21 protein-coding genes are annotated in these 13,375 nt (G+C 27.7%); 5 read left to right on the top strand and 16 right to left on the bottom strand.

Annotated features, from left to right (window positions below; all coding sequences use genetic code 11):
* Window positions 1–115: 115 nt before the first annotated feature.
* The 5 genes from KJQ97_RS00185 to KJQ97_RS00165 are packed head-to-tail and all read right to left on the bottom strand — an operon-like array spanning window position 116 to window position 3,722.
* Window positions 116–2,191 (bottom strand): heavy metal translocating P-type ATPase, encoded by a 2,076-nt coding sequence (locus tag KJQ97_RS00185; RefSeq protein ID WP_214119513.1) that lies wholly within the window; start codon window positions 2,189–2,191, stop codon window positions 116–118.
* Window positions 2,166–2,750, bottom strand: coding sequence for a YtxH domain-containing protein (locus tag KJQ97_RS00180; protein WP_214119511.1), 585 nt, complete (start codon window positions 2,748–2,750; stop codon window positions 2,166–2,168). The genes KJQ97_RS00185 and KJQ97_RS00180 overlap by 26 nt, the downstream gene beginning before the upstream one ends.
* Before the next feature lie 5 nt (window positions 2,751–2,755).
* Window positions 2,756–2,974, bottom strand: a complete 219-nt coding sequence (locus KJQ97_RS00175; RefSeq protein ID WP_214117812.1) for a hypothetical protein — start codon at window positions 2,972–2,974, stop codon at window positions 2,756–2,758.
* A gap of 12 nt (window positions 2,975–2,986) precedes the next feature.
* Window positions 2,987–3,427 (bottom strand): hypothetical protein, encoded by a 441-nt coding sequence (locus KJQ97_RS00170; protein ID WP_214119510.1) that lies wholly within the window; start codon window positions 3,425–3,427, stop codon window positions 2,987–2,989.
* On the bottom strand, window positions 3,420–3,722 hold the full coding sequence (locus KJQ97_RS00165) for an HMA2 domain-containing protein (protein WP_214117814.1): 303 nt from the start codon (window positions 3,720–3,722) through the stop codon (window positions 3,420–3,422). The genes KJQ97_RS00170 and KJQ97_RS00165 overlap by 8 nt, the downstream gene beginning before the upstream one ends.
* Before the next feature lie 150 nt (window positions 3,723–3,872).
* Here KJQ97_RS00165 and pgp3 point away from each other — a divergent pair, with 150 nt between their 5' ends.
* From pgp3 to KJQ97_RS00150, 3 genes are read left to right on the top strand one after another with little or no spacing between them, the layout of a single operon-like run.
* Complete coding sequence (gene pgp3 / locus KJQ97_RS00160; protein WP_214119508.1) at window positions 3,873–4,658, top strand: peptidoglycan metallopeptidase Pgp3; 786 nt, start codon at window positions 3,873–3,875, stop codon at window positions 4,656–4,658.
* Window positions 4,655–5,575 carry an SAM-dependent methyltransferase gene (locus KJQ97_RS00155; protein ID WP_214117816.1) on the top strand — a complete coding sequence of 307 codons (921 nt, stop codon included), beginning with the start codon at window positions 4,655–4,657 and terminating at the stop codon, window positions 5,573–5,575. Before pgp3 ends, KJQ97_RS00155 begins: the two co-directional genes overlap by 4 nt.
* Before the next feature lies 1 nt (window position 5,576).
* Window positions 5,577–5,867, top strand: a complete 291-nt coding sequence (locus tag KJQ97_RS00150) for a hypothetical protein (RefSeq protein WP_214117817.1) — start codon at window positions 5,577–5,579, stop codon at window positions 5,865–5,867.
* 17 nt (window positions 5,868–5,884) lie between these two features.
* On the opposite strand, the gene KJQ97_RS00145 is transcribed toward KJQ97_RS00150, so the two are convergent.
* The 11 genes from KJQ97_RS00145 to KJQ97_RS00095 form a co-directional block, all read right to left on the bottom strand.
* Window positions 5,885–6,253, bottom strand: coding sequence for a hypothetical protein (locus tag KJQ97_RS00145; protein WP_214119506.1), 369 nt, complete (start codon window positions 6,251–6,253; stop codon window positions 5,885–5,887).
* Entirely contained in the window at window positions 6,253–6,492 is a 240-nt protein-coding gene (locus tag KJQ97_RS00140; protein WP_214117819.1) for a hypothetical protein, read from the bottom strand. Before KJQ97_RS00140 ends, KJQ97_RS00145 begins: the two co-directional genes overlap by 1 nt.
* A 1-nt stretch (window position 6,493) precedes the next feature.
* Window positions 6,494–7,294, bottom strand: a complete 801-nt coding sequence (locus KJQ97_RS00135) for a ferritin-like domain-containing protein (protein ID WP_214117820.1) — start codon at window positions 7,292–7,294, stop codon at window positions 6,494–6,496.
* Between the two features lie 147 nt (window positions 7,295–7,441).
* Window positions 7,442–9,184 (bottom strand): sulfatase-like hydrolase/transferase, encoded by a 1,743-nt coding sequence (locus KJQ97_RS00130; RefSeq protein ID WP_214119504.1) that lies wholly within the window; start codon window positions 9,182–9,184, stop codon window positions 7,442–7,444.
* Window positions 9,185–9,239: 55 nt separating this feature from the next.
* The gene (locus KJQ97_RS00125; protein WP_214119502.1) at window positions 9,240–9,698 is read right to left on the bottom strand and encodes a type II secretion system protein; all 459 of its coding nucleotides are present in this window, start codon (window positions 9,696–9,698) and stop codon (window positions 9,240–9,242) included.
* On the bottom strand, window positions 9,692–10,219 hold the full coding sequence (locus tag KJQ97_RS09745) for a type II secretion system protein (protein WP_250325823.1): 528 nt from the start codon (window positions 10,217–10,219) through the stop codon (window positions 9,692–9,694). The genes KJQ97_RS00125 and KJQ97_RS09745 overlap by 7 nt, the downstream gene beginning before the upstream one ends.
* 2 nt (window positions 10,220–10,221) lie before the next feature.
* Entirely contained in the window at window positions 10,222–10,557 is a 336-nt protein-coding gene (locus tag KJQ97_RS00115) for a hypothetical protein (protein ID WP_214119501.1), read from the bottom strand.
* Window positions 10,554–10,883, bottom strand: coding sequence for a hypothetical protein (locus KJQ97_RS00110; protein WP_214119499.1), 330 nt, complete (start codon window positions 10,881–10,883; stop codon window positions 10,554–10,556). The genes KJQ97_RS00115 and KJQ97_RS00110 overlap by 4 nt, the downstream gene beginning before the upstream one ends.
* 73 nt (window positions 10,884–10,956) lie before the next feature.
* On the bottom strand, window positions 10,957–11,457 hold the full coding sequence (locus tag KJQ97_RS00105; RefSeq protein WP_214119497.1) for a type II secretion system protein: 501 nt from the start codon (window positions 11,455–11,457) through the stop codon (window positions 10,957–10,959).
* Between the two features lie 133 nt (window positions 11,458–11,590).
* Window positions 11,591–11,854: a Txe/YoeB family addiction module toxin gene (locus tag KJQ97_RS00100; RefSeq protein WP_214119495.1), complete on the bottom strand. Its 264-nt coding sequence runs from the start codon at window positions 11,852–11,854 to the stop codon at window positions 11,591–11,593.
* Window positions 11,847–12,095: a type II toxin-antitoxin system RelB/DinJ family antitoxin gene (locus tag KJQ97_RS00095; RefSeq protein ID WP_214119493.1), complete on the bottom strand. Its 249-nt coding sequence runs from the start codon at window positions 12,093–12,095 to the stop codon at window positions 11,847–11,849. Before KJQ97_RS00095 ends, KJQ97_RS00100 begins: the two co-directional genes overlap by 8 nt.
* An 85-nt stretch (window positions 12,096–12,180) precedes the next feature.
* On the opposite strand from KJQ97_RS00095, the gene KJQ97_RS00090 reads away from it, so the two are divergent.
* Window positions 12,181–13,098, top strand: a complete 918-nt coding sequence (locus tag KJQ97_RS00090) for a tyrosine-type recombinase/integrase (protein ID WP_214119491.1) — start codon at window positions 12,181–12,183, stop codon at window positions 13,096–13,098.
* Between the two features lie 88 nt (window positions 13,099–13,186).
* Window positions 13,187–13,294: a type IV pilin protein gene (locus tag KJQ97_RS09965; protein WP_502756483.1), complete on the top strand. Its 108-nt coding sequence runs from the start codon at window positions 13,187–13,189 to the stop codon at window positions 13,292–13,294.
* Window positions 13,295–13,375 lie beyond the last annotated feature (81 nt).

Here is a 13,375-nt window from a genome sequence, read left to right as displayed (position 1 = left end):
AAATGCCAATTTTACACATAATTATTTTAATGTTTTATAAAAATTAAAATATTTAAATTTTAAAGAATAATTAAAAAGAAAAATTAGGAATTTAAAATCAAATTCCTAATATAATTTAAAATAATTGCTTATGTTTTATAGCATTAGCCAATAAGCCAATAGTTGTGCCATTATGAGCAAATGCAGTAGCTGCTGGGCTTAATAAACCAAGTGTTGCAGCACCTAATATGAATGAATTAACCCATACCGTTGTGCTAAAGTTTTTATCAATTTTTTTCATAGTTTCATTAGCTATAACTTTTGCTTCTAAAATACAAGCAAAATCATCTCTTAGTAATCCAATATCAGCACTAGCTTTTGCTAAATCAGCACCTTTTTGCATAGAAATTCCAACATCAGCCTGAACTAACGATGGAGCGTCGTTTATACCATCGCCTATAAAGGCTACTTTTTTGCCTTGAGCTTTTAAACTAGCTAAAATATTTGCTTTATCTTGTGGTAAAAGCTCTGCATAAACCTTATCAATTCCAAGTTCTTTTGCAACTTCTAAAGCCCTACTTTCAATATCGCCTGTTAGCATTACTAATTCTTTTACGCCGTTTTGCTTAAGCTTTGCTAAGACTTCTTTAGCATTGCTTCTAATTTCATCTTTCATAGCAATTACGCCTAATAATTCTTTAGATTTTGCTACATATAAAAGAGTTAAGCCTTTATCTAAAAGCTCTTTAATATTTGCATTAGCCCTAGAAAAATCAACACCTTCATCATCTTCTAAAAAATGCCTTGAGCCAATTATTACTTCTTCATTATCAATGCTAGTTTTAACGCCGTGTGCTACTATAAACTCCACTTCTCCGTGATTAATATGAGAAAATCCACGCTCTTTAGCAGCCTTTACTATAGCTTCTGCAACAGGGTGAAAATAATGCTCTTCAGCACTTGCACTAAGATTTAGTAAGGTTTTTTCATCATATTTTGGACTAAATACATGAACGCTTTCAACTTTTAAATCCCCATAAGTTAATGTGCCTGTTTTATCAAATACAAAAGTATCAACCGAGCTTAAATTCTCTAAAGCAGTGCTACCTTTAAGCAATATCTGTCTTCTTCCTGCATAAGAAATAGCACTTTTAAATGCCACAGGAGTTGCTAGTTTTAAAGCACAAGAATAATCAGCCTGAAGCACACTAGCCATCGCTGCACTTCCTTTATATAAATATGCAAGTCCAGCAAGTCCTAAAGTAACAGGCACTAAACTATCTGCTAATTTATAAGCTTTTTGCCCTATTTTTGATTTTTCTTCTAAGCAATCTTTCATATAATGTAAAATCTTAGCCGTTGATGTATTTTCTCCAACACTTTCAGCCCATATTTTAATACGACCTTCAACTACCACGGTTCCACTTAAAACCCTATCTCCACGACTTTTAGTAACTGCTTGGGCTTCTCCTGTCATAGAAACTTGATTAATACTAGCAATCCCATCAACAATATAACCATCAACTGCTATATTATCTCCTTGAGATACCACTACAATATCCCCTACTACCAAATCTTTTGCACTTTTTTTAATAAGCTCTTGATTAACTTCTACCCAAGCGTGAGTTATTTGTGGTTTTGCTAGTTCTTTTATCAAATCATCACTTTTTGCCACTACGCTTTCTTCAATATATTCGCCAATATTTAGCATTAAATTAGTGCTATTTGCTGCTTTATAATCTTTTCTATATAAAGAAACTCCTACCGCTGCTGCTTCTAATACTTTTGAAGTTAAGCCATTTTCAATAAGTTCTAAAGTTCCTTCTTTTAATAAAGGCAATGCAGTTGCACTAGAAACAAAACCATCATAAATAGGGCTTGTTTTATAGCTATTTGCTAAAGCTAAAATAGATGAATAAATCATAGCCTTACTTGGAGTTTCTTTTGCTTTTTTTAATTGCTTAATTTCATAAGTGCTAAAAAAATCTAATATTTTTTGAGCTAAATTATTATCAATTTCTTTTGAACTTGTAAAAACTAAGCTTTTTGAAGCATTATTAACACTTACAAAAACACCAGAAAAATTAAGATTAAACTCACTTACTAATAAATGATTATCGCTTAGATTATTAAGCGTATTTAGCCTAATTCTAAGACGATTTTTAGAGTGATGAATAACCTTACAATTATTCTTGCATTGAAGCTTTTGCATCTTCTACTTGCTCTTTAAATTCTTCAATAGCAGCACTAGCAAAACTTTGAATTTTTGCAACACCTTTTGCTAAAGTATCTTTTGCATCTTTATTACTTAATAAATAAGTAACCGCAGCACCAATTAAAATTCCTTTTACTAAAGGAGAGCCAAAAAGCCCTGTTCCTTGAGTTGTTAGCGAACTTAAAAAGCCTGTATTTTGATTGTTGTTTGCAGTATTATTTAAATTATTGTTTGAAACATTATTTAAATATGGATTATAAGAATAATTTTGATTATTATATCCTTGATTAACATTGTAATTTTGATTATTGTTTAAATATGGATTATTATTATTTGTCATTTTATTTTCTCCTAAAAATTGATTAATTAAAATTCCACTAATTCCAGAAACTATTGCGTTTTTATAATCTTTCCTAGCTATATCATTGCTTGTTTTAATTGCAAAATAGCTAGTAACTCCTACCTTTAAACTTGCTTTTAAATCTTGAGTTGTAAAAAAATTATTAAGACTAGAGCTTAATAAATGATCACTCGGAACTCTACTTGATGTAAGCATAATTTTTACTTCTTAGAGCTTTTTTTAGCTACTTCTTTCTCGCATTTGCAACAAGGTTTAAGTTTTGAGATTTTTAAAATTGCATTTTCTGTCATTTTTCCTGCACTTTTTGCAAAATCTTGAGAATTAAACTCACTTATACTTTTTTTAATACTATCTTTTTTATTATAAATTGTTACTGCAGCTACGCCTAATGCTGCACCTAATATGAATGGAATTGGCATGATAATCTTCCTTTATTTTAAAATATCTTTTAAAAAATTACTAACTAAAGAATCTACATTAAATTCATTAGTCGCAAGGCTTTTTCTTAAAGCCACCTGATACTCATTAACCGAACTAGCCCAAAGTCTAAAAATAAGGTCTTTTAGCTTTTCATCTTTGCAAACATTAGCCGCTATTTTATAAGCTTGAACGATTTCAAATTCTTTTGCTAAAAGTAGCAAATAAGCATCATTTAAACTACACTCAACCAATAAAGCATTATTATCGCTAATTAATAATTGATTTAATTGCTTTTTTGCATTTAAAATATCTCTTAAAATACCATCATTAAAGCAATTAGCATAATACTCATATAATTTTATGCTAGTTAAATCTAGCTCAAAAGCTCTTCTTATATCGCTGTTTTCTAGTTCTTGCAAAAACTCTTGGTTTTCAAATCTTAGCTCAAGCAATGTTAAGCTCCTTTAAAGCTAGGTTAATCTCATCAATGTTTTTTGCATTGATTAAATTATCAAGGCTTTGTTTTGATATGATTTTATCATCATATAAAATAGTAACCTTGCCTAAGATTTTATTAACTTTAACTTCATTAATCCCTTTTAGATTAAAAACTTCATCAATGTTGTAGCTTTCTAAGTCTTTTAATTCTCTTATCTTGCTAGATATATCAAGTCTTAATCTACCACTTGTGTGATGAGTGATTGTAATGTATTCTAAAACTTCACTTAAAACCTTAGCTTTATCCATTAAAAATCCTTTCGTTTTCAAAAATGATTGTAGTCCCTAAAACTTAAAATAAAATAAAATATATAAGATAATGATAATCAAAAAGTGGCAAAAACTCAATATTTATGCTATTTTGCTAATCTTTTCTATATTAAATTACTAAGGAATTTTATGAAAAAATTATTTTTTATCTCATTTTTTACAACATTTTTGCTATCAAATAATCTAATAAATGGTAAAGTTGATATTAGCATTCAAAATCCAATAATTAGTAAAAGCGAAATCACTTACACAAAATATCCGATAAATAATAAAACCTTATTAATTTTAGCCCCAAATTATCGCTCAAGTGGTAAAACTTTAAATATTACTTTAGACAATCAAGAATATAGCCTTAAAGTGCTTGAAGGAGAATATAAAAAAGAGCAAATTAAACTTGCAAAACCATCAATTATTAAGCCAAACAAAAAGCTTCAAGAAAGAATTGCTAAAGAATACGATGAAGCAGTGAAAATCTATGCAAAAAGCACCGAAAAAGTATATATTAATAAGCCTTTCATAATCCCTTTAGATAGCGTTATTACAAGCCCTTTTGGAAGTGCTAGGGTGTTTGAAAACACTCTTAAGAGTTATCATTCAGGCACTGATTTTAGAGCAGCAATTGGAGTTAGCATTCCAGCTAGTAATGATGGAGTAGTAGTTATTGCAAAAGATAGATATTATTCAGGTGGTAGCGTTGTGATTGATCATGGATACGGCGTTTATTCGCAATATTATCATTTAAGCAAGATTAATGTAAAAGTGGGTGATTTTGTAAAACAATCAGATATTATAGGACTTAGTGGAGATACGGGTAGGGTTAGTGGGCCTCATCTTCATTTTGGAATTGCTATAAAAGGCGTTAGTGTTGACCCACTTGATTTTGTAAATAAATTTAACGCAAAGGCTTTTAATTGATTTTTAGCAAATATTTTGATACTTGGAGTAAAGAGTATTATAAAAAAGGTGTAAAAGTTGGTAAAGATGGGGATTTTTATACAGCTGTTAGTGTTGGAGAGCTTTTTGGCTTTTTGTGTGCTAAAAGATTTATTTTTTTAGTTGATGAAAAGATTTTAAAACTACCTATTGATATAGTAGAAATCGGTGCAAATGAAGGGTATTTATTAAAAGATTTTTTAACATATTTAAAAGATAAACGCCCTGAAATTTATAAGCAAATTAATGTAAAAATCATAGAGCCACACGACAATCTAAGGGCTTTACAAAAAAAGAATTTGAATGTGGAATTTAAACATTATTATTTTGATGATTTTAGTAGTGATAATGCCTTTTTTATCGCAAATGAATTATTTGACGCTTTTGCTTGTGAGCTTTATGATAATCATAAATTTGGCTTCGTTGAAAATGGCAAAATAATCTTTAAAGAGCATAAAAATAGTTATGAATATTTACAAGATAAACTTGAAAAACGCTTGGAATTTTCTCCTATGATATATGATTTTTTAAGTGCTTTAGATAAGAAGTGTAAGGAATTTTATTTTTTAACATTTGATTATTTTTCTACATATTTAAATGATGAGTTTAGTTTAAGAATATTTAAAAATCATCAATTAATTGACCCATTTAACGCTAATTTAGAAGAATTATTTGCAAATTGTGATATTACTTGGAATGTAAATTATGATGAATTGTGCTTTTATTTTGATAAACTTAATCTAAAACATAGCTTTAAAAAACAATCAAGAGCTTTGATGGAATTTGGAGTAGATGAATTTAGCGATATTAAATACGCAAATGCCATTAAATATCTATTTTTTGGCTTTAGCGATAATTTTCATTGTTTAGAATTTAATAAAAACATTAAAGGAGATTAAAATGGATAAAACAAGTAAAGAATTAATAAAAGTTGATGCAAATACTATCAACGAATTAGAAAACGAGCTTTCAAGTTTGCTTAAAACTAGAAATCAAGAGTTAAAAGAACAAATTAAAAAATTAAGCGAAGAGCAAAATAAATTTGAATATCAATTAAATGATAAATTAAAGAAAATTGAAAAAGCCAAAAGCGAGATAAAACCCAAGTCTAACGCAGCATTAATTACTTTATTAAGTATATTGATAATACTTGTAGTAATTGATGTCGGGATTAGAATTTTTGCTAATTAATCTAGGAAATTCCTAGATTAAATATAATAATCATCGAAGTCTTTAAAATCGCAAAAAAGCACCGCATCAACGCCTATTAAAGCGGCTTTTTCAATATCGCTAGTATCTTTTATAAAAGATAAAATCTTGCTATCAAATAAATATTTTTCTGCTAAAAATACGCTGTCTTTTAAGATTTTAGCATTTGGGATAATGTATTCACAAAGTGCTGCATTTGATTGCAAAACTTCACTTAAAGTATCGCAAAATATAGCTCTTTTAATATTTGGCTTTGCTAATATTTCTTCGCTAAATTTTACACAACTTACATTATTTACACTAAGTCCTAATTCAAATTCTAAAGCTGTAAATTGATTTTTTATATAATCTAATCCATAAATTAACATTATTTATCCTTAAGTGCATTTTCTAAAAACAATATTTCATTTATATAATTTTTTTGCAAATATTCTAAATTAATTGAGATTTGCTCTAATTCTTCTAAATTATAATCATTTAATTTTGCTAATAATTCATCGTAATCTAAGGCAAATTCAAAGCCTTTTGCAAAATTAATTTTAGTATTATTATAAATTAGTTCTAAGTCTTTTAAAATTGATATTTGATTTGATATTTTCTCTAGCATATTAATTAAAATTCTTTTTTATTTCATCTAATTCATCTTGGGTATATCCAGCCATAATTCTAGCGTTTTCATTCATATTTTTAATAGGTCTTATTAGGTGTTTGTATTCTAAGAGTAAATCACAAAAATTCTCATTTGTCCCACCTGCGTTTTTATACCATCTATCGCCTTTATTTACATGGCTTATTTCATCGTGCAAGATGATTTTTAAAACTTCTAATAATTTTGATTTTATTTGGTGTTTTGTGCTGCTTATTTTTTTAACCACAAAAGGATTAGCATCAAGCCCACAAGCTTCTAAATGCCTATGCACAACCCCCATTCTAACCTTAAAACTAGAATTAGTAGCTCTCATAGCGTCAAATAAATTAGTATGCACCCCAAAATCTCCGTATTTATATCCTAGCTCATTTAAAGCGTCGTTTAATAGACTAAAGTGTAAGCATTCTTCTTTAGCTATTTCTAAAAAATCACTCGCAAACAAAAGCCCGCCGGTATGATAAAATCTATAAGCAGCATCTAATGCAAGGTCAATTGCTGAATATTCAATATGAGCTATTTGGTGTAAGGTCTTTGCTAAAGCATTATCAGAACTTAGTTCTTTTGGTCTTTTAATCCTTGTTGGGTGAATAATCTCAAGGCTTTTTGCATAACTTGGCTCTTCTAAAACTAAAGGCTCGTATTCATTATAAGCTAGGTTATTGCTTAAAAAATCATCGTAAAAATCATCAAATTTAGCTAATTTTTTAGCATAATCACTCTCGCTTAAAACATCAAATAAAGTATGCGAATAATCTTTCATATTAGTCCTTAAAGCTTATAAATGAGATTTTTTATTTTATAAAATCTTTGATAAAAACATAGTTTTACCAAAGATTATTAAAAAGAATTTAAATAAATACTATTTAAATTCTTTTATTGTCTATAAATCTTGATTTTATTTTATACATTACTTAATAATGTTTCCATTATAGATTAAATACCAAGATAAAGCCCTAAGTTTAGTTTCTAAATTACTTAAAGCCATAAAAGAATTATTTTTATAAGCAATATCTTTACCTATTTTTAATTCATCTTTTATTTCTTCTTTTTTCAAAGAAAAACAAGCATTTCCAAAACTATAGTATCTAAAATCTTTAGGTGCTATTAGATTTATTATACTTGGCATAATATCTAATTGATTTGTTATCTTGCAAGTTGGATAAATCTTAGCTTGTGGGTAATACATAATTACAGGTATAGTGTGAGTTGTAGCTAAATCATCACTATCATCTATATTGTATCTTCCATAGTGATCTCCTGTGATAATAAAAAGACTATTAGGCTCTTTTTTAGCAGTATTTTTAACCCAATCAATCATTATCTTTTGGCTCCAATATAATGTTGCTAATTCGCTTTTATATTTTTTGCTTAATTTTTCAATTTTATCAAATGGAATTTTTATATCGCTATGTTTTAAAAAATTTAAATCAAATGGTGGATGATTGCTAACTGTTATCATAATATTTAAAGATTTTTCATCAGCCTTTGTATCTAAAAAATCAAATACTACATCATCATCAAAACCCCAAGCATTACGAAAATCTTTTGAAGCTTTTATATTATTTTCATCATAAGTATTAGCGCCTAATAAATCAAACAAATAAACGCTCCCAGACCAATTATATTCAGTGCCTTTAAAAAAGTTTGTATGAAACCCTAAAGCTTTAAAATTATCCACGATATTTGTTTTTATTTTATAACTTTGTATATTTGGTTCAAAATCCAAATAATTATCATAATAAGTGTTAAGAATTTGAATCCAAAAGCTTTCTCTTGTATTTTCTGCATTATGCAAAGCTTTTATATATGCTACATTATCTTTTTTGATAAAATCATGCAAATCACTAAAAAGTTCAGCAAATCTTGTTTCAAAAACCCAATCTGACAAACTTTCATGAATAATATAATAAATCTTTTTAGGTTTTATCTGCAATTCATCTTCTTTAGTATGCTCTAAATACTTATATAAATCAATCTCTTTATCACAAGCTTTTAAGACTTCACAGGCTGTGTCTCGTGGCTCTCCTACATTAAAACTTTTAAAAGTATTTTTATAAGTTTTTATTTTTATATAATTTATTAAGCCTTGAATATGTCCATAAGCACTAGTTTGTAAGATATTGTTTTTAAATTTTACTTGCTCTATTGGAGAATAAAATTGCTGATAATTTAAACTAAAAATTAAAATTATTCCCAAAGGGATAGCGAAATATTTTTTATTATTCTTTAATATTTTTTCATGGATTTTTATAAGAATAATAAAAAGTATTATAAAAATTATAAATGCGGGCACTATCCCATAACTTGATTTAATTGCAGTTTTAAACAATTTAAGCGGCTCTTCAACAAATAAAAGCAATATTACATCATCTATATTTTTACGATAAATCTTAAAAAATATCATAAATACTAATTCACTAACAAGCAATAAAAAACAAGCTATATCATAATAAATTCTAACTAAAAAACATCTACTAAAACTAGCTATTAGATATAAAGTAGCTAATACACCGCACCAAGCCATATCAAAGCGTAGTCCTATATAAAATACACTTAGAGAAAATTCATTATAAATAGCTAAAAATATAAGCCTAAAAGCAAGGCAAAGACTTAAAAATACAAAATAAACGCAAGTAGTTTTATAAAACATATTTATCCTTAAACTATCTTGTATTAAAGCCAAGAATTTAAATCACTTTAAATTCTTAATACACCACATTACTTCCACCAACAGGAATGTAAATAACATCACTTTTTGAAATATCTGTAAAATTATTATTTGTTTTTGAAATTCTTCCTGTTAGGTTTGATATTATTTTAGGGTCATTTAATACTATATCGCATACTTTATCTTGACCTTTTGATTTTTTTATTACTACATAATAATCATCAAGGCTTATTTCTAAACAAGGCTTATTTTTAACTTTATAAACTCCACTATCTAAAGCAACATTTGTCATTGTTTTAATATCTTTAGCAAACTCATTATGAGCTGTGTAATAACTAGCTAAATCTCCTATTAATAATGTAATATTTTGATTAGCTTTAACTATTTCAGCATCATCTCTTGTAGCATTTAGTTTAGGAATTGCAACTGCTGCTAAAGCTCCTAATATTACAATAACAAATATTAGCTCTATCATTGTGAAAGCTTGTTTTACCATAATACTCCACTTCCACCTAGTCTAAGATAAGTCATATTTTTATCAAGAGTAGCTTTTCTGTTTTGAAAAGTATTTTCTTTATAGCCATCTCCTAAAAGACCTGATTTTCTAACTTCTTCAATAAATTTACCACATACTCCTGTAGGATTATCGATATCAAGCCTCATCCCTATAAAATCATCTTGGTTTCCTGTATTGCCTCTACTTACTTCAATATATAAGCAATTTTTAATATCTTTTACTCCCATAAATGCTGCATTAATATTTCCTGCAGGATCTCCTCTTCCACTATTATATAAAGGCACAGAAGTTATTGTTTGAAGATTTAAATTTTTTGGAATAACTCCTTTAGAAGTATAATAGCTGTGAATATCACTCATAAGTGTTGTAAGATTTGTATTTGCTTTAGCTAATTCAGCATCATCTCTCGTAGCATTTAGTTTAGGTATCGCGACTGCTGCTAAGATACCTAGAATAACTATTACGAAGATTAGTTCTATCATTGTAAAAGCTTTTTTCATCTTTATCCTTTCTGTTTGTTTTTATAAAATTCTATTAAATCTTCTATAAGTTTTAATTTATTTTTTGTATTTGATTTTAAGCCTTCAAGCAAAATTAAAGCTAGATTATTATTTAAATGCAAAGGACAATGAGCACTTCCTTGAACAGGATAAGCATTGTGTATCATATCTCCGTTTTCATCTATTACTTCTTTCCAATGAATTCCTATTGCATTTTCTATGCCATATCTATGATAGTTAGAACAAATTACTCTCATTCTGCAATCTTCATAAAGGATAGATATTTTTTTCTCATCTCCCCAAGCTTTTGCTAAAGTTTTGATTTTAATATTTTTCATTTTTCTACCTTTATTTGTGTTTTTTCTTCATATTTTTGAATTAAGGTGTTTAACTCTTCATCGCTAATTTCAATCTTTAAATCATTTTTTAATGTCTTTAATCCGACTAATAAAGCAAGAGATAATTCTTTACTTAAACGAATAGGGGTGATTGTATTAAAGGTTAATGGAAATGCTTTTGTTTCTTTGTGGTCTTTCCAAAAAACACCTATATCATCATTTTTCTCGTAATCAGGAGAACAAATCACTTCTATTTTATTAGTTTTATATATAGGGTAATTATTTTGCCAAGCTTTTTTCAATTGTCTTTTCTTTTCATCTGGCATTATTTCTCCTTTAGAATTTAAAAAAGCCTAGCTAGTAATGAATACTAACTAGGCTTATAGTTAAATATTTTTATTAGAATGATACACCACTTGAAGCGTAATCAAAAGAAACACCACTTGTAGCCACTGTAGAAGCCATTTTACTTGCTACTGCTGTAACCACTTGTGTTCCACTAGCATTGGTTAAAGCTGCTCTTATACCATCTTGAGCTAAAACTTTTTTACATACAGGATCCATAGAAGCTACTGCTGCAGGAGTAATTTTAATCTTAGTTCCATCTTCAACCGCAAAAGTTAAACAATCTTTAGTTTTTACTTGCAGTTTTCCACTAGAATCTAAAGGAACATTTGTTAAAGCATTCATAGCAACTTTTGTTGTTCCAGTAGTATAAAAACTTCCTTTAGCTGTATAATAAGACGCAAAATCACCCATAGCAGTAGTTATATTTGTAGCAAGTTTTGCTTGTTCAGCGTCATCTCTTGTAGCATTTAGTTTTGGAATTGCAACTGCTGCTAAAATTCCTAAAATTACGATTACGAAAATCAACTCAATCATTGTAAAGCCCTTTTTCATGGCTATCTCCTTAAAAAATAATTTCACTTTATTTACACAAAAGTTGATTTTCTAATTAAAATTTCATATCGAATTTAGCTAGTTAAACTAGCTAATATTTTGACAATTTTTAATATTTTGAAGATTTATAAGCTTATTTGTCTTTATAATGAGAGCCACATTGCGCGATTAGGATTTTCCCATCTGCGATTTTATATACAATCCTATTTTTTTTATCAATTCTTCTACTATAATAACCAGCTAAATCACCGCTTAATCTCTCCGGTTTTCCTATCCCTAAATAGCCGTTTCTATCAATGTCTTTTATTAATTCTATAATCCTTTTTAGCACTTGTTTATCGTTTTCTTGCCAATACAAAAAATCTTCCCAAGCATCATTAGACCAGCATTTAATCATTTAAAACATCTTTTGTAATGTATTCACCTTTTTCCAATTCAGCGATAGATTTTTTTAATCTATCAATATTTTTTTTAGAATAAAATGGATCTACTTTTAGCTCAAATGGTAAGCCATTATTAATAATTACTTGTTTATAAAATGCAAGTGTAGCACTACTTAAAGTAAGTCCTAATTCATTAAATATATTTTCAACTGCGATTTTGTCTTCTTCACTTATTCTTATTGAAATATTTTTCATTTTCACTCCTTTTTTAAGTAATTATATGTAATAAATATTATATTATCAATACAATATAATACATATTATATAAAAAGGATAAAAAATGTTAAAATTATTAAGATTTCTATGCAAAATTGCTTTTAAGCCATTATTTAAACTATTCAAAAACCAAAAAGAATTAAGCCTAAAATATTTTTGCCTTTATTCATTTGAGTTTAAAAAATCATCTTTAAAGCCAAGCACAATTGAAAACAAAAAATACCTTCATAAAATGCTTTTTGAAATATTAAAAGATATAAAAATCAAAGAATTTACAAAATTAAAAGCTTATGAATTGATAAAAACTTTACAAGAAAAATCATTAAAATATAGCACTATAAAACAACTCATATCATACGCAAATGAAGGTATAAATTTAGCTTTAGAACTAGGAATAATCACTCAAAATCCATTAAAAAATATCAAATTCCTAAAACCTACAAAAGCCATTAAACCAAACAAAACCATCAAACAACTTCACATAAAAAAGCTATTAAATAAAGCCAAAGGAGAGCTTAAAACATTTTTATATTTTGCTTTTTACACAGGAGCAAGAGCTAGTGAAATATTAGCAATCACCAAAAAAGATATAAATTATAAGCAAAACTTAATAAGCATTACCAAAAACGCCACAAGATACGGCATAACCACTCCAAAAAATGGAAAATCAAGGATAATCCCGCTATCAAACGCACTTAAAAAAGAATTAGAAAATATTAATTTTTCTCATTTTAGTTTAGATTATTTTGCTATTTATTATCAGTTTAATAAATTAAAAAAATCTCTGAATTTAAAAATAGGTAGCCTACACTCTACAAGGCACACTTTTGCGTCAAACTGCATACATTTAAAGCTTGATTTACCAATCATCGCAAAGCATTTAGGACACAACGATATAACAATGTTAAGTAGGGTTTATTCGCACGAAATTTATTCTAAAAGTGAGTATGCCAAACTTAAAAATTTGTCATATTTTAAGTAAAATTTAAGAATAATATAAATAAAATACACCAACGCTTTTGATTTACATTTGTGTAAATAAAGTGAAATTATTTTTTAAGGAGATAGCCATGAAAAAGGGCTTTACAATGATTGAGTTGATTTTCGTAATCGTAATTTTAGGAATTTTAGCAGCAGTTGCAATTCCAAAACTAAATGCTACAAGAGATGACGCATAGATAGCTAAAGCAGCTAGCAACTTCTCAACAGCAATAAGCGATATTACTTCTTATTATACAGCTAAAGGTTCGTTTGATAAA

Source organism: Campylobacter sp. 2018MI01 (assembly GCF_018501205.1).
Taxonomy (GTDB): Bacteria; Campylobacterota; Campylobacteria; order Campylobacterales; family Campylobacteraceae; genus Campylobacter_E.
Note: the sequence above shows the minus strand (reverse complement) of the source record. Positions and strands in the feature narration are given on the sequence as shown.

What these genes read in the sequence shown, in the direction of transcription:
- KJQ97_RS00185 (WP_214119513.1), bottom strand. Translation starts at nt 2,191, where the DNA reads ATGCAAAAGCTTCAATGCAAGAATAATTGTAAGGTTATTCATCACTCT.
- KJQ97_RS00180 (WP_214119511.1), bottom strand. Translation starts at nt 2,750, where the DNA reads ATGCTTACATCAAGTAGAGTTCCGAGTGATCATTTATTAAGCTCTAGT.
- KJQ97_RS00175 (WP_214117812.1), bottom strand. Translation starts at nt 2,974, where the DNA reads ATGCCAATTCCATTCATATTAGGTGCAGCATTAGGCGTAGCTGCAGTA.
- KJQ97_RS00165 (WP_214117814.1), bottom strand. Translation starts at nt 3,722, where the DNA reads ATGGATAAAGCTAAGGTTTTAAGTGAAGTTTTAGAATACATTACAATC.
- pgp3 (WP_214119508.1), top strand. Translation starts at nt 3,873, where the DNA reads ATGAAAAAATTATTTTTTATCTCATTTTTTACAACATTTTTGCTATCA.
- KJQ97_RS00150 (WP_214117817.1), top strand. Translation starts at nt 5,577, where the DNA reads ATGGATAAAACAAGTAAAGAATTAATAAAAGTTGATGCAAATACTATC.
- KJQ97_RS00145 (WP_214119506.1), bottom strand. Translation starts at nt 6,253, where the DNA reads ATGTTAATTTATGGATTAGATTATATAAAAAATCAATTTACAGCTTTA.
- KJQ97_RS00140 (WP_214117819.1), bottom strand. Translation starts at nt 6,492, where the DNA reads ATGCTAGAGAAAATATCAAATCAAATATCAATTTTAAAAGACTTAGAA.
- KJQ97_RS00135 (WP_214117820.1), bottom strand. Translation starts at nt 7,294, where the DNA reads ATGAAAGATTATTCGCATACTTTATTTGATGTTTTAAGCGAGAGTGAT.
- KJQ97_RS00130 (WP_214119504.1), bottom strand. Translation starts at nt 9,184, where the DNA reads ATGTTTTATAAAACTACTTGCGTTTATTTTGTATTTTTAAGTCTTTGC.
- KJQ97_RS00125 (WP_214119502.1), bottom strand. Translation starts at nt 9,698, where the DNA reads ATGGTAAAACAAGCTTTCACAATGATAGAGCTAATATTTGTTATTGTA.
- KJQ97_RS09745 (WP_250325823.1), bottom strand. Translation starts at nt 10,219, where the DNA reads ATGAAAAAAGCTTTTACAATGATAGAACTAATCTTCGTAATAGTTATT.
- KJQ97_RS00115 (WP_214119501.1), bottom strand. Translation starts at nt 10,557, where the DNA reads ATGAAAAATATTAAAATCAAAACTTTAGCAAAAGCTTGGGGAGATGAG.
- KJQ97_RS00110 (WP_214119499.1), bottom strand. Translation starts at nt 10,883, where the DNA reads ATGCCAGATGAAAAGAAAAGACAATTGAAAAAAGCTTGGCAAAATAAT.
- KJQ97_RS00105 (WP_214119497.1), bottom strand. Translation starts at nt 11,457, where the DNA reads ATGAAAAAGGGCTTTACAATGATTGAGTTGATTTTCGTAATCGTAATT.
- KJQ97_RS00100 (WP_214119495.1), bottom strand. Translation starts at nt 11,854, where the DNA reads ATGATTAAATGCTGGTCTAATGATGCTTGGGAAGATTTTTTGTATTGG.
- KJQ97_RS00095 (WP_214119493.1), bottom strand. Translation starts at nt 12,095, where the DNA reads ATGAAAAATATTTCAATAAGAATAAGTGAAGAAGACAAAATCGCAGTT.
- KJQ97_RS00090 (WP_214119491.1), top strand. Translation starts at nt 12,181, where the DNA reads ATGTTAAAATTATTAAGATTTCTATGCAAAATTGCTTTTAAGCCATTA.
- KJQ97_RS09965 (WP_502756483.1), top strand. Translation starts at nt 13,187, where the DNA reads ATGAAAAAGGGCTTTACAATGATTGAGTTGATTTTCGTAATCGTAATT.